Origin of the sequence: Actinokineospora bangkokensis (assembly GCF_001940455.1) — a bacterium.
GTDB classification, from domain to species: Bacteria; Actinomycetota; Actinomycetes; order Mycobacteriales; family Pseudonocardiaceae; genus Actinokineospora; species Actinokineospora bangkokensis.
In genome coordinates, this window is sequence record NZ_MKQR01000016.1 from 202,710 (window position 1) to 227,691 (window position 24,982).

Below are 24,982 nucleotides of genomic sequence, written 5' to 3' on the forward strand. Positions count from 1 at the left end.
TGCGGGCCATGGCGCACGACTACCTGATCATCGGTGCCGGGCCCGCTGGGCTCCAGCTCGGCGCCCTGCTGGAGCGCGCGGGGCGCGACTACGCCGTGCTGGAGCGCGCGTCCGCGCCCGGGGCCTTCCTCGCCCGCTACCCCCGGCACCGCAAGCTCATCTCCATCAACAAGGTGCACAGCGGCTACACCGATCCCGAGCAGCGGCTGCGCATGGACTGGAACTCGCTGCTGTCCGACGACCCGGACCTGCTGTTCACCCGCTACAGCGACCGCTACTTCCCGCACGCCGACGACATCGTGCGCTACCTGGCCGACTTCGCGGAGAAGACCGGTGTGCGCGTCCAGTACGACACCGAGGTCACCCGGATCTCCCGCGACGACAACGGGTTCACCGTCACCGGCGCCGGGGGCGGGGTGTGGCGGGCGCGCACGCTGGTCATGGCCACGGGGGTCTCGAAGCTCAACGTCCCGGCCATCCCGGGCATCGAGCACGCCGAGCGCTACGACACCGTCGACACCGACCCCGGGTCGTTCACCGACCAGCGCGTGCTGGTGATCGGCAAGGGCAACTCCGGGTTCGAGACCGCCGACGCGCTGGTGGAGAACGCCGCGGTGATCCACGTCGCCGGGCCGAGCTCGGTGCGCCTGGCCTGGCAGACCCACTACGTCGGGCACCTGCGCGCGGTCAACAACAACTTCCTCGACACCTACCAGCTCAAGTCGGAGAACTCGGTGCTCGACGGCACCGTCGAGGACATCGCACCCCGGCCGGGAGGCGGGTTCCGCGTCCGGTTCCGCTACGCGCGCACGGTGGAGAAGGTGCGCGAGCTGGAGTACGACCGGGTCATCGCCTGCACCGGGTTCCGGTTCGACGCCTCGGTGTTCGACGAGTCGTGCACCCCCGCGCTCGCGGTCAACGGCCGCTTCCCCGCCCTGACGCCCGCCTACGAGTCCACCACCGTGCCGGGCCTGCACTTCGCCGGGACCATCACGCAGTCGCTCGACTTCAAGAAGTCCACCAACGGCTTCATCCACGGCTTCCGCTACGGCGTGCGGGCCCTGCACCGCATCCTGGAGCAGCGCGACCACGGCACCCCGTGGCCCGGCCGGGACCTCGCGGCGGCACCGGAGGCGATCAGCGACGCGCTGGTGGCCAGGGTCAACCGCTCCTCGGCGCTGTGGCAGCAGTTCGGCGTGCTCGGCGACGTCGTGACCGTGTCCGGCGGCACCGCCACCTACGCGGAGGAGGTGCCGGTCGCCCACGTCGCCGCGGGCGGGTTGGGCGAGGCGGCGCACCGGTTCACCATCACCCTGGAGTACGGGCCGCACCACGACACCGTGGACCCGTTCGACATCTCCATCCCGCGCGTGGCCGAGAACGACGCAGCCAACGCCCACGACGCCGGCTACCTGCACCCCGTGGTCCGCCACTACCGCGACGGGGCGCTCACCGCCACCCACCACCTCGCGGAGAACCTGGAGAACCACTGGGACCTGCCGGACGTGCACGTCCAGCCGCTCACCGTCTTCATCAAGGACCGCCTTGCCAACTCCTGAGCCACGACCCGCGCGAGTGTTCCCCGGCGCCGTGCTCGACGCCCTCGCCGCCGCGGGCGACCGTCCGGTGTTCGAGCACGGCGGGCGCGAGGTCTCCGGGGCCCGCGTGCTCGCCATGGTGGGCCCGGTGGCGGCCGGGCTGCGGGCGGCGGGCGTGGGGCCCGGCACGGGGGTCGCCCTGCTGCTCGGCGTCACCCCCGAGGCCTTCGCCGCCATCCTCGCCGCGCACGCCGTCGGCGCCCGGCTCGTCGGCATCCGGCCGGGGCTCCCGCCCGACCAGGTGCGCCACCTGCTCGGCCTCGACGTCGCGGCGGTGGTGGTCGACGCCGACGCGCCGCCCGGCTCGCCGCCGGTGCTGCGCCTGGACGACCTGCTCGCCACACCCGCCGACGGGCCGCCCGAGCCCGCGGGCCGGGCGGCCGACGTGGCGCGGCTGGTCCACACCAGCGGCAGCACCGGGATGCCCAAGGCGTGCGCGCACACCTACGCGGCGATGACGGACGCCTGGACCACCCGCCCGCCGCTGTGGCCGCCGGTGATCCGGGACTTGGCGCCGCGCCTGGGCAGGCACCTGGTGTTCGGCACGCTGGCCAGCCAGGTGATGTTCGAGTACGCCACCCTGGCGCTGGCCGCGGGCGGGCGCGTGGTGGCGGCGGACCCGCCCGCGCTGCCCGAGGCCGTGGTCCGGCACCGGGCGACCTCCAGCGTCATCACCGTGCCGAAGCTGGCCGCCCTGGTCGCCCGGCAGCGCAGCGACCCCGCCGACCTGTCGACGCTGCGCGCCCTGGTCGTGTCGGGGTCGCCGCTGGGAGCCGCCCGCCACGCCGAGGCGCTGGAGGTGCTGGGGCCGGTGGTGTTCCACGGGTACGGGCAGACCGAGACGGGCATGATCTCCATGGCGGGCCCGGCGGACCCGCCCGGCTCGGTGGGCGTGCCGCCGCCCGCCGTGGACGTGCGGGTGCGCGACGCCACCGGGCGGGACGTGCCGCCCGGCACCACCGGCCAGCTGTTCGTGCGCACCCCCGCGCAGGGCTCGGCCTACTGGGGCGACCCCGAGCAGTCCGCGGAGGTCTTCACCGGCGGCTGGGTGCGCACCCGCGACCTGGGCCACCTCGACGCCGACGGCGTGCTGCGGCTGTCCGGGCGCACCCGGGACGTGGTGATCGTCAACGCGAACCTGCACCACCTCGGCCCCGTCGAGCGGGTCATCGCCGAGCACCCCGACGTGGCCGAGGCCTACGCCGTCGCCGCGCCCGACGACGCGACCGGGGAGGCCGTGCACGCCTTCGTCGTCCCCGCCGCCGGGCGCGCGCCCGCCCTGGCCGAGCTGCGCGCGCTCGTCACCGCCCGCCTCGGCGCCGCGCTCGCCCCGGTGCGGGTGACCGCCATCGACCACCCGCCGCTCGCCCCCAGCGGCAAGCCGGACAAGCGGCTGCTGCCGCGCTGAGAGAGGAACACCGCTCGTGAGCACCGACACCACCACCGACCACGTCGTCCTCGGCGCGGGCCCCGCCGGGTTGCAGGCCTCGCACCTGCTGGCCAGGGCCGGCCGCGAGCACCTGGTGCTGGAGGCGGGGGCGGCACCCGGGACGTTCTTCACCCGCTACCCCCGCCACCGCACGCTGATCTCCATCAACAAGGTGCACACCGGGTGGTCGGACCCGGAGCTGAACCTGCGCACCGATTGGAACTCGCTGCTCACCGACGACCCGGAGCTGCTGTTCACCCGCTACACCCCGCGTTACTTCCCGCACGCCGACGACATGGTGCGCTACCTCGCGGACTTCGCCGCGCGCAACGACCTCCCGGTGCGCTACGGCACCCGGGTCGAGTCGATCTCCCGCGACGACCGCGGTTTCACGCTGCGCGACCAGCACGGCACCACCTACCGGGCCGCGCGCGTCACCGTCGCCACCGGCGTGTCGAAGACCTACGTGCCGCCGATCGAGGGCGTGGAGCTGGCCGAGGGCTACGACGAGGTCCCGGTGGACCCCGCGGGCTTCACCGGCCAGCGGGTGCTCATCATCGGCCGCGGCAACTCCGCGTTCGAGACCGCCGACAACCTCATCGAGACCGCCGCGGTGATCCACGTCGCGGGCCCGGGGTCGCTCAAGCTGGCCTGGCAGACCCACTTCGTCGGCCACCTGCGCGCGGTCAACAACAACTTCCTCGACACCTACCAGCTCAAGTCGCAGAACGCGCTGCTCGACGGGCAGGTGCTCGGCATCCGCCGCGACGGCGACGGCTACGCGGTGCGGGTCAGCTTCGCCAGGGTCGACGAGGTGGTCAAGGAGATCCACTACGACCGGGTCATCCTCGCCACCGGGTTCCGGTTCGACGCCTCGATCTTCGACGAGACCTGCCGCCCGCGGCTGACCATCAAGGACCGGTTCCCCGAGTTGACCCCGCAGTGGGAGTCGGTCGACGTGCCGGACCTCTTCTTCGCGGGCACGATCACCCAGTCGCTGGACTTCAAGAAGTCCACCAGCGGGTTCATCCACGGCTTCCGCTACGGGGTGCGCGCCCTGCACCGCATCCAGGAGCGGCGCTACCACGGCGTCGAGTGGCCGGTGCGCTCGTTCGCCGCCACCCCGGAGGCGATCACCGACGCCGTCATCGAGCGGGTCAACCGCACGTCGGCGCTGTGGCAGCTGTTCGGGTTCCTCTCCGACGCGGTGCTCATCGGCCCGGACGGCACCGCCCGCTACGCCGAGGAGGTGCCGGTGGCCCACCTGCACGAGGCCGTGGCGCGCGGCGACTTCGGGGCCGTGGAGTCCCACCTGGCCATCACGCTGGAGTACGGGGCGGACCACGACAAGGTCAACCCGTTCGACGTCGAGGCCGGGCGGGTGTCGCAACAGGACACCCGGGGGCTGGACGGGCGGTACCTGCACCCGGTGGTGCGGGTGTTCCGCGGCGGGGAGCTGACCGCGGAGCACCACCTCACCGAGAACCTGGAGAACGAGTGGGACAGCGAGCAGGTGCACCGCGCCCCGCTGCGCCGGTTCCTGGCCGAGCGGGTCACCCGGGCGGTCGAGGCGGTGTGAACCCGGTGCTCGCCCGGCTGCACGAGGAGGCGCGGCGCGCGCTCGACCCGGTGCACCACGACTACTACGCGGGCGGGGTCGGCGCGGAGGTCGTGCTCGCGGAGAACGAGGCGGCCTTCGCCCGGCTCGCCCTGCTCCCCCGGGTGCTGCGCGGCAGCTCCCGGCGCGACCTCGCCGTCGACCTGCCCGGCGGGCGGTCGGCGGCCCCGGTGGTCGTCTCCCCCACCGCCTTCCACCGCCTCGCCCACCCCGACGGCGAGGTGGCGACCGCGCGCGCCGCGGCCGCCGCGGGCGCGGTGCTGATCACCGGCGTCGCGTCCACCACGGCCGTCGACGAGGTCGTGGCGGGGGCGCGCTCGGTGGCCTCGCACCCGGCGGTGTGGTTCCAGCTCTACCTGGACCCGGCGCCCGGCGTCACCGACAGCCTGGTGGGGCGGGCGGAGGACGCCGGGTGCGGGGCGCTGGTGGTGACCGTCGACTCCCCCGTGTTCGGCAGGCACACCCGCGACGCGGCCAACGGCTTCCACGACCTGCCCGCCGGGCTCGCCGCCGCGAACATGCGCGACCTGCCGGGCGGGCCGCCCGGGGGCACCCGCGACATCGGGATGTCCGCCGACCAGTCCTGGGACGACCTGCGGCGGGTCGTCGAGCGGACGGACCTGCCGGTGTGGGTCAAGGGCGTGCTGCACCCGGCGGACGCGGCCGAGGCGGTCGCGGTCGGCGCCGCGGGGGTCGTGGTGTCCAACCACGGCGGCAGGCAGTTCGACGTGGTGCCCGCCGCCGTGGACGCGCTGCCCGCGGTCGTCGACGCGGTCGCGGGCCGGGTGCCGGTGCTGCTCGACGGCGGTGTCCACGGCGGCGGGGACGTGGCGCTGGCGCTCGCGCTCGGGGCGCGCGCCGTGGGCGTCGGGCGCCCTGTCCTCTGGGGACTGGCGGCCGCGGGCGAGGCGGGGGTGCGGCAGGTGCTGGACTCCCTCGTCGACGAGTTCGACCACGCGCTCGCCCTGTGCGGCGGGCAGCGCCCGTCCGACCTGACCCGGGACATGGTCGTGCGGCGGGGGGCTTTCGGATGAGGGCGGCCGTGGCGGTGGCCGCCGCGGCGGCCCTGGTGACCGCCCCGCGCTGGCTGCCCGGCCGGGTGGTCGCGCTGCGCGCGGGGGTCTTCGCGAAGGTCAACGGCGACAACGTGATCACGTTCCCGAACGCCGAGGTGGGGCCCGAGCGGTTCCAGGAGGTCTACGGGCACCCGGCCGCGGGCGGGCGCAGCCGCGGCGCGGGGTTGTCGGACCTGTTCTGGTACTGGCTCTCCCCCGGCCCGGAGGTGCACCAGGAGCACCTGGAGGCGGGTCCCCGCTACGACGACGTGGCCGCCACGACCCTCGCCCTGCTCGCCGGGCGCGGCGACGACCTGAGCGCCCGCGCCGCCGCGTGCGCGGGCCGGGTGCTCGACGAGCTGGTGCCCGGCCGCGCGGCCCTGGTGCGGCTGCGCGACCTGATGATGCCGGTCTGGGCGGAGTTCTTCCACGAACTCGTCTTCGGCGAACCGTGCCCACCCGGGGCCCGCGACCTCGTCGTCGGCCACGCCGACGACGTGGTGACGGCGCTGAAGTGCACCGGCTTGCGCCACCCGAGGCGGCGCGCCCGCCTCACCCGGTACCTCGCCGGGCGGCTCGACGACGTGCGGGTGGCGCTGCCCGGGTCCCTGACCCCCCGGGAGCGGGTGCACTACCTCCAGGGCACGTTCTTCAACACCGCAGTGGTGCAGATGTCCGAGGCGATGGCGCACCTGCTGCTGACGATCGCCCAGCACCCGGAGACGGTGCCCCGACTGGACGACGACCGCTACTTCCAGCACGTCCTGGACGAGGTGATGCGCCTCTACCCGCTGTTCGGCATCGCCCACCGCATCACCACCGCGGACATCGATCTCGACGGCGTGCCGCACATCCCGGCCGGGTCGGTGCTCTGCTTCAGCTACCCCGACTACCACGCCACCGGGTACGCCGATCCCGAGCGGTTCGACCCATCCCGCTGGGAGCGCACCTCCGCGCGCCACGCCCACCACATCCCGTTCGGCATCGCGGCGAACCGCCCGTGCCCGGCGTGGCGGGTGGCACCGCTGGCGATGCGCGCCGCGACCCGGGAGGTGCTGCGCCGCTTCTCCGCGCACTCCACGGTGTCGCACACGCGCTCGCTGCCCCACCGCGGCCCGTGCCTGCTGGTGCGGCACGGCACCGCGCTTCCGTCGCGGGTCCGCACGGCCGTCGGCGTCGCCCTGCGGGTGCGCGACCGGTGGGAGGACGTGGGGCGCAGCCTCGCCCAGCTGGTGCTGGGCACGGTCATGGTCCTCGACGCCCGCAGGCTGCGCCTGGCGGGCCGCTACTTCGACGAACAGGATCACGGCGACGGGCGGGTAGCGGGCTGCCCGGTCGCGCACGGGAAGGCGGAGGTCGCACGGTGAGCCAGATCGAGTTCGCGCTCAAGGTGTTCGCCGCGCTGGCGGTCGTGCTCGCCGCGACCACCGCGTGCGGTCGACTGGTGCAGCGCGTCGGCCAACCCCGGGTGGTCGGGGAGATGGTGGCGGGCGTGCTGCTCGGCCCGGCGCTGCTGGGGGCGGTGGCACCGGGCGCGCAGGCGGCGCTGTTCCCGGCGGACGTCAAGAACGTCCTCTACGTGCTCAGCACGATCGGCCTGACGTTCTACATGTTCCTCGTCGGGTCCTCGCTCGACCACGGCACGACCGGGGGACGGCAGCTGCGGCAGGCGGGTGTGCTCGCCGCCTCCGGGATCATCCCCGCCTTCACCCTCGGCGCGGGCGCCGCGGCGCTGTTCTTCAGCACGCTGAGCCCCGAGGGCAGCAACCGCTGGGAGTTCATGCTCTTCGTCGGCGGCGCGCTGTCCATCACCGCGTTCCCGATGCTCGCCCGCATCCTGCAGGAGAACGGGATGGCCAACACCCCGGTCGGCGGGCTCACCCTCGTCGCCGCGGCCATCGACGACGCCGTGGCGTGGGTGGTCTTGGCGCTCATCATCGCCGTGGGCTCCGCGGGTGGGCTGCTGGACGCGGTGGGCACCGTCGTGGGCGCCGCGGTCTTCGCCGTGCTCATGCTGACGGTGGGCCGCAGGCTGCTGGCCAAGCTCGGTGAGCGCGTCGAGCGCGCGGGGACGATGAGCCGGGACGTGGTCGCGCTGGTGCTGTTCCTGGTGCTCGCCGCGGGCTGGTTCACCGACTACATCGGCATCTTCTCGGTGTTCGGCGGGTTCGTGACCGGGCTGGCCATGCCGTCGTCCGCGGTGCTGCGCCGCGAGCTGCACGCCCGGTTGAGCGACTTCAACTCGATCCTGCTGCTGCCGGTGTTCTTCGCCTTCACCGGGCTGAACACCAGCGCGGCGGGGTTCGGCTCCGGCGGGGCGCTGTGGTTGCCGCTGCTGGTGATCACGGCGGCGGCGGTGGTCGGCAAGTACGCGGGGTGCGCGGCGGTGGTGCGGTTGCAGGGGCACGGGTGGCGGCACGCCTCGGCGGTGGGCGGGCTGATGAACGCGCGGGGGTTGATGATCCTGATCTTCATCAACATCGGGTTGGCGCACGGGCTGGTGACGCCGGAGCTGTTCGCGATCCTGGTGGTCGTGGCGGTGGTGACGACGGCGACGGCGATGCCGATCTACCGGGCGTCGCTGCGGGAGAGGGGTGGGGTGGTGCGGGAGGAGGTCGTGGGGTGAGGGTGCGGGGTGCTGGATCTGCTTGCGCGGGTTGGGGGATTGCTTGCGCGGGGTTGGGGGGATCTGCTTGCGCAGATGGCTGGAAGAGCCGGGATTTTGGGGGCTTGCCCGGGTGGGTGGTTCTGCTTGACAGGGGCCCCTGCGGCGATCATGTGCTCGGGGTGGGGAAATGGTGAGGCCTGCGGCCCCACCCCCCGCCGTGGGTAGCACATGATCGCCTTCCCCTGTCAAGCACAACCACCCACCCGGGCATCCCCGTAGCCGGGCCGCCGGTGACGTTGTGCTCCGGTTCTTAGGGGAGCGAGTGGGGTGGGGGGTCGGGTGCTCGGGAGGGGTGGCTGTAAGGGTGGGGGGAAGAGGGGATGGGGAGTGGGGGGTGGGACTAGTGGGTGGGGGTGTGGGTCAGGTCGGACAGGTGGTGTTGGACGCGGGTGAGGTCCTCGGTGCGGTCCTGGTGGCGCATGAGGGTGAGGGCTTCCTCCCAGGCCTCGCGGGCGGCTTGGTGGTGGCCCAGGGCCTTGAGGGGGTGGCCCAGGTTGTCCAACGTGGTGGCGACCTCGTAGACATCGCCCTGGGTGCGGAAGAGGGCGAGGGCTTCTTGGTAGAGGGTGACGGCGGTGTGGTGGTCGTGGGTGTGGTGGGCGATGTAGCCGAGGCTGTCCAAGGCGATGGCGGTGCCGACGTCCTCGTTGTTGGTGCGGTAGCGGGTGAGGGCTTCGGTGCAGAGGGCCTTGGCGGTGTCGTGGTCACCGAGGCGGGCCTTGTGCCAGCCCGCGAGGTTGAGGGCGTCGGCGGTGAAGACGGGTTGGCCGAGGGTCTTGGCGGCGGTGAGGGCGTTGAGGGAGTGGTCGGAGGCGGCGCGCAGGTCACCGAGGTGCTCGTAGGCCCTGGCGAGGGAGAAGTGGGTGTGGGCCTGCTGGTCGAGGTCTTCGAGCTGCTCGGCCAGGTTCAGGGCGCGGTGCAGGTGGGTGATGCCCTCGCCGTGGTGCTCCAGGCGGGCGTGGGCGATGCCGATGAGGCGGTGGGCGAGGATGCGGTTGCCCCGGTGCGGCAGGCGCTCGGCGGCGGTGACCGCGCGCTCCCACATCAGCAGGGACTCGTGCCGGTGGCCCTGGCGCAGGTGGTAGGAGCTGGCGTACCAGGCCAGCTGCCACACCAGGTCGTCCCAGCCGTGCTGGGCGGCGGTGGCCTGGGCGGCGAGCAGGTTGGCGTGCTCCAGGTCCGACCAGGCCAGTGCGTCCGCGATCGAGGTGATCGGGTGCGGTTCGACGCCCGCGACCAGGGGGGCGAGGTCGACCGGGCGGCGGTGCGGGGACAGCGCGGCGTCGACGGCGCGGCTGGTGTGCAGGTAGAACAGCACCAGCCTGCGCTGGGCCGCCACCCGGTCCGGGTGGTCGAGGTCGGCGGCGTAGCGGCGGATCAGGTCGTGCACGCGGTGGCGGCCGCCGAGGTCCTGGGTCACCAGCGACGCCTCCGCGAGGCCGCGCAGCGCCGCGCGCGCCGCCCGGACCGGCACCCCGGCCAGCGCGGCGGCCGCCTCCTGGCTGAAGTCCGGGCCCGCCGCGTCCCCGAGCAGGGCGAACAGGTCGGCCTGCTCGGTGCTCAGCGAGCGCATCGACCAGGACAGCACCGCGGGCAGGCTGGCGCTGGGGTCGTCGCCGTCGAGGGCGTCGATGCCCAGCTCGCGCAGCTCGGCGGTGACCGCGGCCAGCGGCAGCCGCGGCTGGGTGTGCGCGCGGGCCGCCACGATCGCCAGCGCCAGCGGGAACCCGGCGCACAGCGCGATCAGCTCCGCGACCGCAGCGGGCTCGGCGGCGGGCCGCTGCGGGCCGAGGTGGTCGACCAGCAGCGCGCGGGCCTCGGCGTCACCGAGCACGTCCAGCGGCAGGTAGCGGGCGCCGTGCCCGGCGACCAGCCCGGCGAGCCGGTTGCGGCTGGTGACCACGACGGTGCAGCTGGGCGAGCCGGGCAGCAGCGGGCCGACCTGGGCGCTGTCGACGGCGTTGTCCAGCACCACCAGCACCCGCCGCCGCGCCACCAGGCTGCGGAACAGCGCCGACTGGGCGTGCGGGTCGACCGGGACGCGCCCCGGGCTGACCCCGAGCGCGGCGAGGAACCCGCGCACCGCCACCGCCGGGTCCATCGGCGCGCCATCCGGGCTGAACCCGCGCAGGTCCACGAACAGCTGCCCGTCGGGGAACCGGTGGGCGTTGCGGTGCGCCCAGTGCAGCGCCAGCCACGTCTTGCCGATCCCGCCCGCCCCGGAGATCGCGGAGATGACGACGGGGGCGCCGCCCGCGGCGGCGATCCGGTCCAGCTCGGCGTGCCTGCCGACGAACGGCGCTGGCGCGGCGGGCAGCTGCCGGGGCACGTCCGCCGCGGTGTCGGCCACACCGGGGTCCGGGTCCTGGCGGGGCGCGGCGGCTCCGTCGAGGTCGAGGTCGAGGCCGGGGTCGCCGGTGAGGATGCGCTGGTGCAGCGCGCGCAGCGCCTGGCCGGGGTCGGCGCCCAGCTGCTCGGCCAAGCGCTCCCGCACCCGCTGGTAGTGGGCGAGGGCGTCCGCCGCCCGGCCGTCGCGGTGGAGGGCGAGCACGTACTGGGCCGCGGTCCGCTCGTCCAGCGGCGCGTCCTCGGCCCGGGTGGCCAGCTCGGCCAGCACCTCGCGGTGGCGGCCCAGCGCCAGCGCCCAGTCCACCCGGTCGACCGCGGCGGTCGTCCGCTCCCGGGCGAGCCGGTCGCGCACGGTCCCCGCCCACTCGGTGTCCACGTCGGCCAGCGCGTCGCCGGTCCACAGCGCCAGCGCCTCGTCCACCAGCTCCAGCGCCCGCTCGGGGTCGTGGGCCGCGCGCGCCCGGCCCACCAGGGCGGTGAACCGGTGCAGGTCGACCGACTGCGGGTCGAGGGCGAGCTGGTAGCCCGAACCGCGCCAGGTGATCGCCAGCCCCGCCGGGGCCAGCGCCCGCCGCAGGTGCGACATGTAGGTGCGCACCACCGAGTTCGCCCGCAGCGGCGGGTCCGCGCCCCACACGCGCTCCACCAGCCGGTCCACCGGCACGATCCGGTCGGCCTCGACGAGCAGCGCGGCGAGCACCGCCCGCTGCCGGGCGTGGCCGAGGGCCAGGGGCGTGCCGTCGACCAGCACCGCGAGTTCGCCGAGCACGCGCGCGCGGACACGCCGCGTGCCCCCGCCATCCCGCTCCGTCACCCCTCCTGTGTACCGCGCTTGAGCAGCGGATTCAACGCGGCGTGAACCGGGGTTGAACCCACCGGTGCCACAGTGGCCACCGGCCACCCGGACCGGTGCGGGGCAGCTCCGGTGGGTGGGGACTCACAGGGGTGGCCACCGGGGGCGCGGGTCTGTCCGGTTGGGGGAGCGGACAGACCCGTGCCCCGCCCGGTCAGCCGGAGGCGGCGAGCTGGTGCTCGTGCGACCTGGCCTCGGGGACCTCGGCCAGCACCTGCGGCAGCTCGGTCCGCTTGCCCACGTTGAGCTTGCGGTAGACCCGGGTCAGGTGCTGCTCCACGGTGCTCACCGTGATGTAGAGCTTACGACCGATCTCCCGGTTGGTGTGGCCGTCGGCCGCCAGCTCCGCCACCTTGCGCTCGGCGTCGCTGAGCACCGGCGCCTGCGCCACCACCGCCGAGCGGGCCGCGGTGATGGCCGTGGGCCGCACCTCCGCCGGGCGCCCGGGGCGGACGGGGTCGGGCACCCGGGGGGCGGGCTCCGCCTCGCACGCCCGGCTGAGCTGGTCGGCCTTGCGCAGCACCAGCCGCGCGCTGGAGAGCTGGCCCAGCTCCCGGTGCGCCCGGCTCAGGTCGGCCAGCGCCCTGGCCAGCTCCACCCGGTCACCGGACCACTCCAGGTGCTGCACCGCCTCGCGCAGCACCGGCACCCGCTGCTGCGGGTCGCCGCACAGCGCCAGCACCCGCAGCGAGATGCCGCGCAGCCGCGAGCCGCCGCCCGCGCACCGGCCGAGCTGCTGGTTGGCCAGCTCGCGGGCCTCCTTGCGGCGCCCGACCAGCAGGTAGGCCTGGGCCAGCGAGCTGCGCCACGGGATCGTGGCGGGGATGCCGGTGTCGCGGCCCCACATCCACGCCGCGCAGTCCTCGAACGCGTCCAGCGCCGCCAGCGCGTGCCCGGTGGCCAGGCTGTGTTGGCCGCAGGCGTGGGCGTAGCGCACGCCCAGCACCGTCGCGGGCAGCGCCGCGGGCACCGGGCGGGCGACCAGCTCGGCGGCCTCGTCGTGCCTGCCCTGCGCCGAGCGCGCGGCGATCAGCGCCGCCAGCGGCAGCCCGACGAGCACCCCCCAGCTCTGCGCGGGCAGCAGCTCCAGCGCCGCGGTGGCCTCCGCGGCGGCGGTCTGCGGGTCGCCGCGGCGCACGGCGATGTCCGCGCGCACGGCGGCCAGCACCGCCTGCCAGGTCACCGCGCCCTGCCGCGCGGCCTGCTCGGTGAGCACCTCGCACCAGTAGCGCACCCGGTCGTGCCGGTCGACGTGGTCGAGCGCCAGCAGCGCCAGCGCGCCGACCTCGGGGGCGACGTCGCCCAGGCAGCTCTGCAGCACGTGCTCGGCCGCCCGGCTCGCCTCCTTGGCCGAGCCGCGCGACCACGCGTCGAGCAGCCCCGCCGTGCGCTGCCAGGAGTGCACCGCGGTCTCGGCGCGGTCGGCGGTGGTCAGCGCGGCGCGCACGCCGTCGCGGTCGCCCTCGCGCAGCCGCCCGAAGATCCACTCGGTCGCCAGCCGCAGCTCGGCGGCGGTGCGCGCGTCCGGCGGGCCCGCGTGCGCGCGGGTGGCGCGCATCCGCGCCCCCGCCCCGGCCAGGTCGCCCTGCCAGAGCAGGTGGCGGATCACCGGGACGGCCTCGCGCCAGCCCAGCCCGTCCACCGCGCCGCCGAGCGCGGCCAGGTGGCGCGCGGAGGCGGTGGGGTTGACCCGCCAGGCGATGCGCACCAGCGCCGCGCGCAGGGCGGTCAGCTCGGCGGGGTCGGCGCAGGCGGCGACGGCCAGCTCCAGGCAGCGCACCGCGAACGCGGCGTCGTCCACGGCGGACTGCTCGGCCGCGGCCCGCAGCGGCGCCACCGCCCACGGGTCGGGGACGCCGCCCGCGCGGGTGAGGTGCCGGGCGACCTCGGTGGCGTCGGCGCCGCGGCGGTAGTGCAGCAGCGCGGCCCTGGCGTGCAGGTCGGCGGCGGTGCGCGGGTCCAGCCCGGCCAGCAGCGCGTCGACGACCTCCGGGGCGCGCACCCGCCCGTCGAGCACCAGGCCCGCCTCGGCCAGCACCGACAGCGCCTGGGCGACCGGGGCGGGGGGCAGCTCGACCAGCTCGGGCAGCAGCTCGGCGTCGCCGAGGACGGCCAGGCCGCGGGCGATGTCGAGGAAGCCGGGGTCCCAGCGGGCGGCGCAGTCGAGCACCGCCTGGTGGAAGGCCGGGCCCACCACCGGGGCGTCGGCGTCGGGGGCCGCGGCGCGCTGGTCCTCCACCAGGGCGCTCACCAGGTACGGGTTGCCGCCGGTGAGGTGGGCGCAGGCGGGGGCGAGCCGGGTCGCGGCCTCGTGGTCGACGGTGGTCGCCAGCAGCTCGGCCACGCCCGCGCCGGTCAGCGGCGCCAGCGGGACCCGGGTGTCGGGCTGGCGGACCAGGTCGGCGTGCGGCTGCGGGCGCACCAGCGCGGGGCGCTCCCACTCGGCGAGCACCAGCAGCAGGGGGGCGCCGCGGACCCGGCGCCGCAGGTGCAGCAGCACCTGCACCGACTCCTCGTCCGCGTGCTGGACGTCGTCGACCACCAGCACCACCGGCGCGCGCCGGGTCAGCGCCAGCACCAGCGCGCCGAGGCCGTCGACGACGTCGGGGGTCAGCGGGCCGTGCCCGGCACGGGCCCCGGCCACCGGGCCCGCCGCGTCGGGCACCGCCCGGGTGAGCTGGGCGAGCACGCCCAGCCGCAGGTCGCGCTCGGCCCGCGAGGCCGCCGCGGTCAGCAGCACGACGTCCTCGCCCGCCCACGTGTCCGCGAACGCCCGCAGCACGGCGGTCTTGCCGCTGGCGGGTCCACCGCTGACCAGGGCGAGCCCGCCCCGACCAGCCGCACACCCCGTCGCGGCCTCGCCTAAGCGGGCCAGTTCACCACCGCGTTCGGTCAACAACACCGTGCACCCTCCTCTGCTACCCCGGATCTCACGTTCCGCACCCCGTGCCCGCGCACCGCACACCCCCGGCGCCGAAGCCGCGCTCGCGCGCCGCCCCGTGCAGCACGCACGCGACCAGGTCCAACCCGGCCGCGCCGACCAGGTCCACCAGCACCACCGCGTCGGCGGTGGCCCGCCCCGGGTGCGCGCCGGTGAGCACGTCGGCCAACCGCACCGCGTCCCCGGCGGCCGCCGGGTCGTCGGTGAACCGCTGGTCGACCGCGGCCGCGGCGGCGCGCACCGGGCACGCCCCGGCGCGCACGACCAGCGCCCCCGGCGCCAGCCGGTCGGCGGGCACCACCCACGCCCCGTCGTGGGCGAACACCAACCGGGCACCCTCGACCGCGGCGCCCACGTCCTCGGCGACCGACAGGGTCACCGACGTCAGGTCGACCTCGGCCAGCGCGCCGGGATCGATGCGCGCGCCCGCCGGGTGCACGGTGATGTGCCGGACCGTCGGCAGCCGCCGGACGATCATCGTCAGCTGCGGGCGCAGCACCGCGCCCGTCCCCAGCACCACCGCCCGCACCGGCCCCGGCGCCACCAGTTCCCGCGCGGCCAGGGTGGCCAGCGCGGCGGCGTGCACCGCCCGCAACCCCGCGGCGGGCACGAGGAAGCGCGCGTCGTCGTCCTCGACGAGCAGCAGGCCGTCCCCGTCCTGCCCGGCGGGGTCCAGGACCGCGGGGTCCAGGTCCACCGGGGTCGGGTCGACGGCGGCGTCGTCGCCCGCGGGGGGTCCGGTCCACGGCCGCACCCGGCACGCCGGGACGGGTGCGCGTCCCGCCAGCGCGGCGGACAGCACGCCGACGAGGTCTGCGACCGCCGTGGCGGCGGACAGCTCCTCGACCCCCAGAGGCAGGATCGGCGCGCCCATCCCGTGCACCCCTTCCGTGTGTCGCGCGGGTGCCAGCAGGGTGCCGCACCGCGCTTTCACCTCGCTGCCACGGTGGTGAAAGCCGACCGGAAGCCGGCCGAAAGCGGTGAAGTGTCCACTGGACGCACGGTCCCCGACGGCGGCGAGGGAGGTCAGGCGCGATGTACCCGGACGACATGCACTGGTGACCCGGGGTTCTCCCGGCGTTCACCCCAGGCGGCACCCACCCACGAGCGGACAGGTCCGGGCGCGACGCGGCACCCGGTCCCGCCGCCGGGATCGGGTGGGGCGCACCAGGACCGGGCACCGGCCCGGGGCGCTCAGCTCACGCGCAGCTCGGCGCGCGCGTCCTCGGGGAGCGCCGCCTCCAGGGCGTCGAGGTGGTCGGCCCAGCGGGCGGCTTCCTTCGACGGGACGCCGTCGAGCAGCTGCCTGGCCCGCCTCAGCTCGTCGCCCACCGGGCCACCGGCACCGGACTTCGCCGCCGCCAGCAGCACCAGCGCCTTCGCGTGCCACAGCGCCGATCCCAGCTCCGCGAACAGCCCCACCGCGGTCGACAGCTCCGCCTCGGCGGCGCGCTGGTCGCCCAGGGCCAACCGGATCTCGCCGATGGCGACCATCGTCTGCCCCTGCACCAGCCGCTCGCCCACCCGCACCGCCAGCGCCATCGCGTTGCGCAGCACCGTCTCCGCGTCGACCAGCCGCCCCTGCCGGTACCGGGCCACGCCGAGCCCGTAGAGGGCGTAGGTCTCCCCGATCCGGTCACCGATCGAGCGCACTATCCGCAGCACGCCGGTGAACTCGCGCGCCGCCGCGGCGTGGTCGCGGGTTCCCAGGTGCAGGTGGGCGAACTGGTGCAGCACCTGCGCCTCGCCGCGCACGCAGCCGACCTCGCGGCAGATGCGCAGCGCGGACTCCAGCAGCTGCTTGCCCTGCTCGTGGTCGTGCTCGTCGATGCGGAACCGGGCGATGCTGCGCAGCACCTGCGCCTCGCCCATCCGGTCGCCCACCTCGCGCATGAGCGCCAGCGCGGAGTCCAACCGGGACACCATGGTGGTGACGTCGCCGAGCAGGCCGTCGGTGATGGCCATGTTCCGCAGCGCCAGCGCCCGGCCGTGGGTGTCGCCCCTGGCCTCGAACAGCGCCATGGCCGCGGCCAGGCAGCGCTGCGAGTCGGGCAGCCGCTTCTGGAACATGTGCAGCGTGCCCAGGGAGTAGAGCATCGCGGCCTGCCCGGTGCGGTTGCCGGTGCGCTCGCACAGGTCGAGCCCGAGCCGGGCGGTCTCGTGCCAGTCGTCGAAGTAGCCCTTGGTCTCGAACAGGGTCACCGCGGTCAGCGCCAGGTCCCAGCACAGCTCGTCGAGGCCCTCGGCGGCGGCCTGGCGCACGGCGGCCACCAGCGACCGGCGCTCGCTCTCCCACCAGTCCGCGGGCACGTCGAGCTCGTCGAGCAGGGTGCGCCCGGGCGGCAGCGGCGGCTGCCAGCGCGGGGCGGTGCCGTGCAGGATCGTGTAGTCGCCGCCGTACTCGGCGCGGTGGGCCTGCTCGGCCAGGCCCATCCAGGCGCCCAGCACTCGCTGGAGCGCGGCGTCGCGCTCCTGCCTGGTCTCGTTGTCCAGCAGGCGTTCCAGGGCGTAGACCCGGATCAGGTTGTGCAGCCGGTAGCGCACCTGCTCGCCGGGGAACTCCACGGTGTCGAGCAGCCGGGCGTCGATCAGCTGCTCCAGCACCTCCTCGGCGTGCGGCAGGTCGGTGTCGAGCAGCGCCGCGGCGGTCCAGGCCGGGAAGTCGGGGGCGCGCAGCAGGGCGAACAGCCGGAACAGCCGCTTGGCCTGCGCGCTGAGCTCGTCGTAGGTGAGGCCGATGTTGAACCGCAGCTCGAAGCCGCGGTAGTTGAACTCGTCGAGCCTGCTGGTCTCGTCCTGCAACCGGCGCACCAGCGAGGCGATCCGCCAGTGCGGCTTGGACGCCAGCCGCGCCCCCGCGATCCGCAGCGCCAGCGGCAGCCCGCCGCAGAACCCGACCAGCTCGGCCGCGGGCCCCGGCTCGGCGCTGACCCGCGCCGGGCCGACGATCCTGGCCAGCAGCACCATCGACCGGGTGGTGTCGAAGGCGTCGACGTCCACCCAGTGCGCGCCGGGCAGCCCGGTCATCCGCATCCGGCTGGTGGCGATCACCGCGCAGGTGGGGCTGCCGGGCAGCAGCGGGAGCACCTGCTCCTCGCCCACCACGTCGTCGAGGACCACGAGCACCCGCTTGGTGGCCAGCAGGCTGCGGTAGAGCTCGGCCTGCTCCTGCACGTCCTCGGGCACCATGGCGCCGTTGACGCCCAGCGCGCGCAGGAACCGCTCCAGCAGCTTGCCGGTGCGGTCGTCGCCGGGGAAGCGGAAGTCCCCGTAGAGCTGCCCGTCCGGGAACTCCTCGCGCAGCTCGTGGGCCACCCGCACGGCGAGGCTGGACTTGCCCACCCCGCCCTTGCCGGAGATGGCCACGATCCGCACGGCGTGGTCGGCGTGGTCGGCGCCGTCGCCGCCGCGGTCGAGCAGCACGTCGCGGATCTCGGCCAGCTGGTCCTCGCGGCCGGTGAAGTCCGCGATGCTCGCGGGCAGCTGCCGCGGCACCACCACCTGCTCCTCGACGACCGGCTCGCGGGCAGGCGCGGCCTCGGCGGGCGGGCGGGCGGCCAGCGCCGGGTCGCGGTTGAGGATGGCCTCCTCCAGCTCGCGCAGCTCCTGCCCCGGCTCGACGCCCAGCTCCTCGACCAGGGTCGCCCGCGCCCGCCTGGCCACCTCCAGCGCCTCGGCCTGCCGCTCGGCCCGGTAGAGGGCGAGCATGAGGAACCCGTACCGCCGCTCGCGCAGCGGTTCCTCCGCGACCAGCGCGGTCAGCTCACCGATGATCTCCTCGTGCCTGCCCAGGGCGAGGTCGAGGCGCACCCGCCGCTCGACCGCGGCCAGCCTGCTGTCCTCCAGGTGGGCGGCACCGCGCTGCACCAGCGCGCTGTTCACCCCGGCCAGCGCGGGCCCGCGCCACAGCGCCAGCGCCGCCCGCAGCTCCCCCGCGGCGTCGGCGAGCCTGCCCTCGGCCTCCAGGTCCACCGCCGCGGCCACCCCGCTGGTGAACCGCGCGCTGTCGAGGTCGAGGTCCGCGGCGTCGAGCAGGTACCCGGCCGGGTCGGTGACGATGACCCCGCCCCGCCCGGCGTCGGTGAACACCTTGCGCAGGGCGGAGATGCAGAACTGGATCTGACCGCGCGCGGTCGAGGGCGGCTCGTCGTCCCAGACGGCGTCGATCAACTGCTCCAGCGGGGTGACCCGCCCGGCGTTGAGCGCGAGCATGGACAGCACGACCCGCTGGCGCGCACCCCCCACGTTCAGCGCGCGCCGTCCATCGCTGAGTTCGAGCGGTCCCAGCAACTGGAGCCTCAAAACGCCCCCAACAAGGTTTTCGAGCAGTCGTCGAATCACACGCTCTCAGCGTATACCGGGCCATTGAACCGGCACCAGAGACGCTGTCGCGGCAAAAAGACGTTAACACGCCAACACCCAGCCCAATGCCCGCTCGCCCCCGCCGACCACCCCCGGCGCCCCGCCCCGCCCGCACCCCCACCGGACCCGCGCGCGCCGCGCACGAGGGGCAGATCACCTTCGATGTCGCAGGTCGATAGGGGTGCCCCCCACGCGGTGACCGACCGCCCGGACCCCGTGCCCGGAGCACAGCGCTCTGCTCCGAACAGGCCAACCGGTCCATCCGGGCACCCGCGCGCCCGAACCCCGGAACAGCCGGAACACCATCGGGTAAATCAGCGGTGACCCACACCCGGAATGGCATGGATCACCAATGGAAATCGTTTCACGACCACGCAAGAATGCCCCACAGCAATCACGCGACCACTCCCCGCGACCCCCCTGCACCCCGCCCACGAACCGCAGGTAGTACCCCCCGGACCACCCGTCGGCCCCCGCCCGCTCGTCGCGGTCCAACCAGGTGACGCCCCGCGGGGAAATGTCGACCCCGACACCGGTGAACGCCCTGCCCCCGACCCCGGATCGCATGACCGCGCCGCCACCGGTTCCGGCGCCGCCCTTCACTCGAACGCGCCGATCCCCCATCCCCTCGCCCGCCGCGGGGACGCGGACCAGCGACCCCCGCCCCTGCGGGTGACCCCGGGCAGATTAGGGGTTGACATCTCACCGATACCGGTTCCACCACCCACGCCGCGACCCCACCCCGGACCACCCGATCGCCGCCCGAGCCCCCACTCGCAGGCCCCTCGCCCCCCAAAGTTTCCCGTCCACAATGGGACACCCCCGAAAATCCCACTACAACGCGTACGCCGAAAGCACCACTCCCCTACCCCGAACGCCCCGAGCACACCCCCACCTGACTGCTGGCCAACCCACCCCCGAAACCCCACCACACCCCCAACATCCTCAAACCGCGTGCGCCTCACCAAACCCTCGGCGAAAGGCTCCGACCTGCCATCGGCGCCTGCGACCCACCAGGGCGGTCCCTGCCGCACATCGACACCCACGCCCGGTGCAGGCTCCAAGAGCGACCAACTGCATCGTCACCAGGGGAAGAGTCGCGGTGGCCAACGCCCGACCGCGCGTCGATCGCTCAGGCTGGATCGCAGGAGGCCGAGCAATGAAGCACCCAGCGTGCGCCGCCAGGGCAGGGTGCAGTCCTGCTGCCGCTGGCGGGAGAGCCACCGTCACAGAGGTAGACCCCGTAGCGATCATCGGGGCGGGAAGTCGGCCGCACCGGTCAGCCGAGCGGGAGTGACCGCGGCGGGGAGTGGGCAGCGTGGTGGTCGAGCCGAGCAGCGGGCCTCGGGGGAGGTGTCACCCGCGGCCGTCGCGGCGCGCGGTGGTGATCTCGTGTCGGATGCGGGTCGTGCGGACGACGACCGCGTCGACCTGTTCGGCCAGGGCGGGGTGGTGCACCAGGTAGGTGCGGATGTCCACCAGCGGGCCCACCAGCCGAGCGGGGTCGCTGCCCCCCAGGGCCTCACCGACGCGGGCGGCGTGCCTGCGGGCCGCGTTGTCGAGGTCGGCCAGCGCCAGGATGCGGGCGGCCAGGGTGCGCAGGGCGGCGGCGTTGTCCTGGGCCCACGCCGAGGTCGCGCGCTCCACGGCCCGCTGATCGCGACGGGCGTGCACCCGCCCCTCCGCAGTCTGCTCGCCGGTCTCCGGGTGCAACCGCAGGAAGCGGCGCTCGGCGGCCTGCCTGCTCGCCACCCCCAGGGCCGGGGCGAGGGCCGCCCAACTGGCCCCGGCCGCGCGCGCGGCCTGGATCAGCTCGGGCTCCCACCCGGCCATCTCCTCGCGCAGCTCGCGCAACTGCGCCAGGGCGGACAGCAGCTCCTCGGGGTCCGCGGTGCCCGACCGGGCCTCACCGAGGCGGGCGACCAACCCGCGCACGACCTCATCGGGCTCCTGCTCCACCTCGACCACCTCCACGCGATCACCCTGCCGACGACCGGCCCGCCGACGACCAGCCTGCCGGCACCCGGCCGAGCGCGGACCAGCCCACCGGCACCGAGCCTGCCGGCCCCAGCGCCCACGGCACCACGTCAATCAGCACCAGGTCGATCAGCACCGGTCGATCAGCACCGGTCGATCAGCACCGGGTCACTCGGCACCGGGTCACTCAGCACTGCGCCGCTCACGGCATCGGTGCCGACGCCCGCGGTGGGGGCGGAGGACCGCCCCCACCGCGTCGGACGGGGGTTCGCGGGAACACCGCCCGGGTCAGGCGTCGATCTCCTTCGGGGCCGAGCCGACGGTGATGCGGCGGGCCTTGGCCTGCTCGGCCACCGGGATGCGGAGGGTGAGGACACCGGCGTCGTAGTCGGCGGAGATGCGGTCGGTGTCGAGGGTGTCGCCGAGGAACAGCTGGCGGGAGAACACCCCCAGGGGCCGCTCGCTCACCTGGACCTGCACGTCGTCGCCCAGGGTGGGGCGCCGCTCGGCCTTGACGGTGAGGACGTTGCGCTCGACGTCGACCTCGATGGCCGAGGGGTCGACGCCGGGCAGGTCGAAGCTGACGACCAGCTCGCCGCCGGAGCGGTAGGCGTCCATCGGCATGGACGACGGCTTGGACCAGGTGCCGGACCCCGCGCCGCCGAACAGCTGCTGGGTCAGGCGGTCGAACTCGCGGAACGGGTCGGTGCGCATCAACATCGCGGATCCTCCTGTGTCCCGACGGCCCCCGTGGCCGTCGCTCGACACCATTTGTACCCCGTCATCAACCCGATGACAAGTCTCGTGTCGTCCGGAAGATGACATGTCTGCGGTGTCACACCCCGCCGCTACGGTCACCCCGTGATCGAGCCCCACCACCTGAGCGCCACCCGCGCCGGCTACGACGCCATCGCGGACGAGTACGCCGAGGCGTTCGCCGCCGGGTTGTCCGACCAGCCCTACGCCCGGGCCATGCTCACCGCCTTCGCCGAGCTCGTCCGCGGCGGCGGCCCGGTCCTCGACGTCGGCTGCGGCACCGGCGACGCGACGGGGCACCTGCACGCGCTGGGCATCCCCGTCAGCGGCCTCGACCTGTCCGCGTCGATGCTCGCGATCGCCCGCCGCACCCACCCGGGCCCGGACTACCGCCTCGGCTCCCTGACCGACCTCGACGTCGCGGACGGCTCCCTGGGCGGCATCTGCGCGTCCTACTCGCTCATCCACGTCCCCCCGCCGCACGTGCCCGCGGCGCTGGCCGGGTTCCACCGCGCCCTGCGCCCCGGCGGCCACCTCCTGCTCGCCTTCCAGGTCGGCACGGGCGTCCGCCACTTCGACGAGGCGTTCGGCCACCGGGTCGACCTCGACTACCACCGCTTCACCCCGGACGGGCTCACCCGCCTGCTGGCCGACGCGGGGTTCACGACGGAATCGGTGCTGCGGCGGACCGCGCGCGGCACCGAGCTGACCCCGCACGCCCACCTGATCGCCCGCAAGCCGCCCGGGTGAGCGGGAATCCGCCGCCCACGGGCGGGAGCGGACAGCAGAACGGCCCGGCGGGACAGTCCCGCCGGGCCGTTCTGGGGTTCTGGTGTCAGCGCACGGATCGGCGCCCGTACACACCCGCCACGAGGGCGACGCCGACAGCGGCGAGCACGACCTGGATCAGGATCTCGATCCAGTCGATCCCCCTGGTGTCACCCACGCCGACGGCGCGGGCGATCAGGGTGCCCACCAGGGCGGCCACGATGCCGATGACGATGGTCAACCAGATCGGGATGCTCTGCTTGCCCGGCACGACGAGCCTGCCGAGCGCCCCGATGATCAAACCGATGATCAACGCACTGATGATTCCGGCGACAGTCACGTCCACTCCTAGCGGGTCGATTCAGGTTAGCGCTGAGATACCCACTCGGAACCCCCACCAATCACCGCGGGCCGCGGCAACGAACAACCTGTCCCGTTGGTCCGGTTCCTGGCCCCGCCGGGCACCCGGGTGGTCGCGAGTGGACGCGGGGGTACCGTCGATCGGAGCACCCGATCGGAGAGAGCACACATGTCGACAGCGCAGCACCCGGCGCGCAACTGGGCGGGCAACGTCACCTTCGGCGCACGCGCCGTGCACCGCCCGCACACCCTCGACGCGCTGCGCGAGGTCGTCGCGGAGTCCCCGCGCGTGCGCGCGCTCGGCAGCGGCCACTCCTTCAGCGCCGTGACCGACACCACCGGCGACCTCGTGGCCCTCGACGCCCTGCCGCCGCTGGTGGAGGTGTCCGGGTCGACGGCCACCGTCGGCGCGGGCATGACCTACGGCGAGGTGGCCGCCCGGCTGCACGCCGAGGGCGTGGCCCTTGGCGCGCTGGCGTCCCTGCCGCACATCTCCGTCGCGGGGTCGGTGGCCACGGCCACGCACGGATCGGGCACCGCGCACCGGTGCCTGGCCGCGGACGTGCGCGCGGTGCACCTGCTCACCCCCGAGGGCGACCTGACCACGATCTCCCGCGACACCACCCCGGACACCCTGCCCGGCGCGGTGGTCGCCCTGGGCGGGCTGGGCGTGGTGACCGCGCTGACCCTGGACGTGGAACCGACCTACGAGGTCGCCCAGGACGTGCTCCTGGACGTGCCGCTGGACGAGGTGGAGCGGGACTTCGCGGCCGTGCACACCGCGGCCTCCAGCGTGAGCACCTTCACCCGCTGGCAGGACGGCACGGCCTCGGTGTTCCTCAAGAACCGGGTGGGGCACACCGGGAGCGGCTGGCGCGCGGGGACCCCGGCGACCACGACCGTCCACCCCGTCCCCGGCATGTCCACCGCGTCGAGCACCCAGCAACTGGGCGTGCCGGGCCCGTGGTTCGAGCGCCTGCCGCACTTCCGCCCCGAGCTGAAGCCGAGCAGCGCGGGCGCGGAGCTCCAGTCGGAGGTGTACGTGCCGCTGGCCGGGGCACGGGAGGCGATCGGCGCCCTGCGCGCCATCGCGGACGTGGTGGCGCCGGTGCTCCAGATCGCCGAGATCCGCACGGTGGCCGCGGACGACCTGTGGTTGAGCCCGGCCCACCGGCGCGACTCGCTGACGATCCACTTCACCTGGGTGCACGACACCGGCGCCGCGCTGCCCGCGGTCAAGGCGGTAGAGGACGCGCTGCGCCCGCTGGGGGCCCGCCCGCACTGGGGCAAGCTCACGACGATGGCGCCGGAGGAGGTCGTGGCGCACTACCCGCGCGCCCAGGACTTCACCACCCTGCTGCGGACGATGGACCCCGGCGGCAAGTTCACCAACGACCTGCTGGACGCGCACTTTCCCCGCGGCTGACCCCACGCGCCCTCCAAGCCGAGGTGCGAGTGGTGGCCGGGGCGTCACCTGGGGCTTGTCCTAGCCCGGGACGGACTCGGTGACGGTGCGGGCCAGCTGGGCGAGCTTGACGTTCATCCGCTGGGAGGTGTCGCGCAGCAGGGCGAAGGCGTCGTCGGCGGAGATGTTCCTGCGCTGCATGAGGATGCCCTTGGCCTGCCCGATGACGTCGCGCGACTCCACGGCCTGCCGCAGCTGGGTCTCGCGCAGCGCGGCCCGCTCCGCGGCGCGGGCGCCCTGGATCGCCAGGGAGGCGTGCGTGGCGAGCACCAGCGCCATGTCCACCGCCTCGCCCGCGAGGGCGCCCGGCGTCCTGCTGTAGATGTTGAGCGCGCCGGAGCAGTCCGCGAGATCACCGTCGAGGACGAGCGCGGTGGCCAGCACCTCGCTGAACCCCGCGGCGGCCGCGGCGGGCCCGAACCGCGGCCAGTCCTGGCCGGAGGCCAGGTCGACGGCGCGCACGTAGCCCAGCCCGCTCTCGTCGGCGGCGTCGACGCACGGGCCCTCGCCCGCCTCGTACTGCACCCGGTCGAGCTCCAGCGCGAGCGGGTCGGACTCGGTGGGGGTGTGGTAGCGGCCGTCGGTGGTGCGCAGGGTGAACGAGACGAGGTCCGCGCCGGGGATGAGCCTGCAGGTCAGCGACACCACGCGGTCCAGCACCTCCCCGACGGTGCCTGCGGACATCAGCGAGCGGGTCAGGTCGCGCAGGTGCCGGGTGGCGTCCCACTGGGCGGCGGGGACCGCCGTGCTCTCCTCGGACATCGGGCCTCCTGGGGTCCGTGC

The 24,982-nt window shown here is 74.9% G+C and carries 17 protein-coding genes; 8 read left to right on the plus strand and 9 right to left on the minus strand.

Annotated features, from left to right (window positions below):
• Positions 1-8: 8 nt before the first annotated feature.
• From BJP25_RS15475 to BJP25_RS15500, 6 genes are read left to right on the plus strand one after another with little or no spacing between them, the layout of a single operon-like run.
• Positions 9-1,559, plus strand: a complete 1,551-nt coding sequence (locus tag BJP25_RS15475; protein WP_075975621.1) for an NAD(P)-binding domain-containing protein — start codon at positions 9-11, stop codon at positions 1,557-1,559.
• A gap of 16 nt (positions 1,560-1,575) precedes the next feature.
• Positions 1,576-3,006: a class I adenylate-forming enzyme family protein gene (locus tag BJP25_RS15480; RefSeq protein ID WP_198943508.1), complete on the plus strand. Its 1,431-nt coding sequence runs from the start codon at positions 1,576-1,578 to the stop codon at positions 3,004-3,006.
• Positions 3,007-3,022: 16 nt separating this feature from the next.
• Positions 3,023-4,606 carry an NAD(P)-binding domain-containing protein gene (locus tag BJP25_RS15485; protein WP_075975622.1) on the plus strand — a complete coding sequence of 528 codons (1,584 nt, stop codon included), beginning with the start codon at positions 3,023-3,025 and terminating at the stop codon, positions 4,604-4,606.
• A complete protein-coding gene (locus tag BJP25_RS15490; RefSeq protein ID WP_084794041.1) occupies positions 4,603-5,679 on the plus strand; it encodes an alpha-hydroxy acid oxidase in 1,077 nt (358 codons plus the stop codon). Before BJP25_RS15485 ends, BJP25_RS15490 begins: the two co-directional genes overlap by 4 nt.
• On the plus strand, positions 5,676-7,067 hold the full coding sequence (locus tag BJP25_RS15495) for a cytochrome P450 (RefSeq protein WP_075975623.1): 1,392 nt from the start codon (positions 5,676-5,678) through the stop codon (positions 7,065-7,067). Before BJP25_RS15490 ends, BJP25_RS15495 begins: the two co-directional genes overlap by 4 nt.
• Positions 7,064-8,326, plus strand: a complete 1,263-nt coding sequence (locus tag BJP25_RS15500) for a cation:proton antiporter (RefSeq protein WP_075975624.1) — start codon at positions 7,064-7,066, stop codon at positions 8,324-8,326. Before BJP25_RS15495 ends, BJP25_RS15500 begins: the two co-directional genes overlap by 4 nt.
• A gap of 382 nt (positions 8,327-8,708) precedes the next feature.
• On the opposite strand, the gene BJP25_RS15505 is transcribed toward BJP25_RS15500, so the two are convergent.
• The 7 genes from BJP25_RS15505 to BJP25_RS15530 all read right to left on the minus strand — a co-directional run bounded on the left by BJP25_RS15505 (position 8,709) and on the right by BJP25_RS15530 (position 21,570).
• The gene (locus BJP25_RS15505) at positions 8,709-11,531 is read right to left on the minus strand and encodes an AfsR/SARP family transcriptional regulator (RefSeq protein WP_075975625.1); all 2,823 of its coding nucleotides are present in this window, start codon (positions 11,529-11,531) and stop codon (positions 8,709-8,711) included.
• A 193-nt stretch (positions 11,532-11,724) separates the two neighbouring features.
• Positions 11,725-14,472 carry a helix-turn-helix transcriptional regulator gene (locus BJP25_RS15510; RefSeq protein WP_158075656.1) on the minus strand — a complete coding sequence of 916 codons (2,748 nt, stop codon included), beginning with the start codon at positions 14,470-14,472 and terminating at the stop codon, positions 11,725-11,727.
• A 28-nt stretch (positions 14,473-14,500) separates the two neighbouring features.
• Entirely contained in the window at positions 14,501-15,385 is an 885-nt protein-coding gene (locus BJP25_RS34200; protein ID WP_075975626.1) for a hypothetical protein, read from the minus strand.
• 320 nt (positions 15,386-15,705) lie between these two features.
• Positions 15,706-18,756: an AfsR/SARP family transcriptional regulator gene (locus BJP25_RS15520; RefSeq protein WP_075975627.1), complete on the minus strand. Its 3,051-nt coding sequence runs from the start codon at positions 18,754-18,756 to the stop codon at positions 15,706-15,708.
• A 1,473-nt stretch (positions 18,757-20,229) separates the two neighbouring features.
• Positions 20,230-20,847 carry an HSP18 transcriptional regulator gene (locus tag BJP25_RS15525; RefSeq protein WP_408607151.1) on the minus strand — a complete coding sequence of 206 codons (618 nt, stop codon included), beginning with the start codon at positions 20,845-20,847 and terminating at the stop codon, positions 20,230-20,232.
• A gap of 4 nt (positions 20,848-20,851) precedes the next feature.
• Complete coding sequence (locus BJP25_RS36230) at positions 20,852-20,986, minus strand: hypothetical protein (RefSeq protein WP_269844550.1); 135 nt, start codon at positions 20,984-20,986, stop codon at positions 20,852-20,854.
• Positions 20,987-21,138: 152 nt separating this feature from the next.
• A complete protein-coding gene (locus BJP25_RS15530) occupies positions 21,139-21,570 on the minus strand; it encodes an Hsp20/alpha crystallin family protein (protein ID WP_075975628.1) in 432 nt (143 codons plus the stop codon).
• A 141-nt stretch (positions 21,571-21,711) separates the two neighbouring features.
• Between BJP25_RS15530 and BJP25_RS15535 the strand changes: the two genes are divergently transcribed.
• A complete protein-coding gene (locus tag BJP25_RS15535) occupies positions 21,712-22,356 on the plus strand; it encodes a class I SAM-dependent DNA methyltransferase (RefSeq protein WP_075975629.1) in 645 nt (214 codons plus the stop codon).
• Between the two features lie 85 nt (positions 22,357-22,441).
• Here BJP25_RS15535 and BJP25_RS15540 read toward each other — a convergent pair whose 3' ends face one another.
• A complete protein-coding gene (locus BJP25_RS15540) occupies positions 22,442-22,714 on the minus strand; it encodes a GlsB/YeaQ/YmgE family stress response membrane protein (protein ID WP_075975630.1) in 273 nt (90 codons plus the stop codon).
• 189 nt (positions 22,715-22,903) lie between these two features.
• On the opposite strand from BJP25_RS15540, the gene BJP25_RS15545 reads away from it, so the two are divergent.
• Positions 22,904-24,160: a D-arabinono-1,4-lactone oxidase gene (locus BJP25_RS15545; RefSeq protein WP_075975631.1), complete on the plus strand. Its 1,257-nt coding sequence runs from the start codon at positions 22,904-22,906 to the stop codon at positions 24,158-24,160.
• Between the two features lie 60 nt (positions 24,161-24,220).
• Here the strand turns inward: BJP25_RS15545 and BJP25_RS15550 are convergent, their stop codons facing one another.
• Entirely contained in the window at positions 24,221-24,961 is a 741-nt protein-coding gene (locus BJP25_RS15550) for a GAF and ANTAR domain-containing protein (RefSeq protein ID WP_075975632.1), read from the minus strand.
• Positions 24,962-24,982: the final 21 nt, after the last annotated feature.

Coding starts and splice junctions, on each gene's coding strand:
- BJP25_RS15550 (WP_075975632.1), bottom strand. CDS start 24,961: ATGTCCGAGGAGAGCACGGCGGTCCCCGCCGCCCAGTGGGACGCCACC.
- BJP25_RS15475 (WP_075975621.1), top strand. CDS start 9: ATGGCGCACGACTACCTGATCATCGGTGCCGGGCCCGCTGGGCTCCAG.
- BJP25_RS15545 (WP_075975631.1), top strand. CDS start 22,904: ATGTCGACAGCGCAGCACCCGGCGCGCAACTGGGCGGGCAACGTCACC.
- BJP25_RS15530 (WP_075975628.1), bottom strand. CDS start 21,570: ATGTTGATGCGCACCGACCCGTTCCGCGAGTTCGACCGCCTGACCCAG.
- BJP25_RS34200 (WP_075975626.1), bottom strand. CDS start 15,385: ATGGGCGCGCCGATCCTGCCTCTGGGGGTCGAGGAGCTGTCCGCCGCC.
- BJP25_RS15495 (WP_075975623.1), top strand. CDS start 5,676: ATGAGGGCGGCCGTGGCGGTGGCCGCCGCGGCGGCCCTGGTGACCGCC.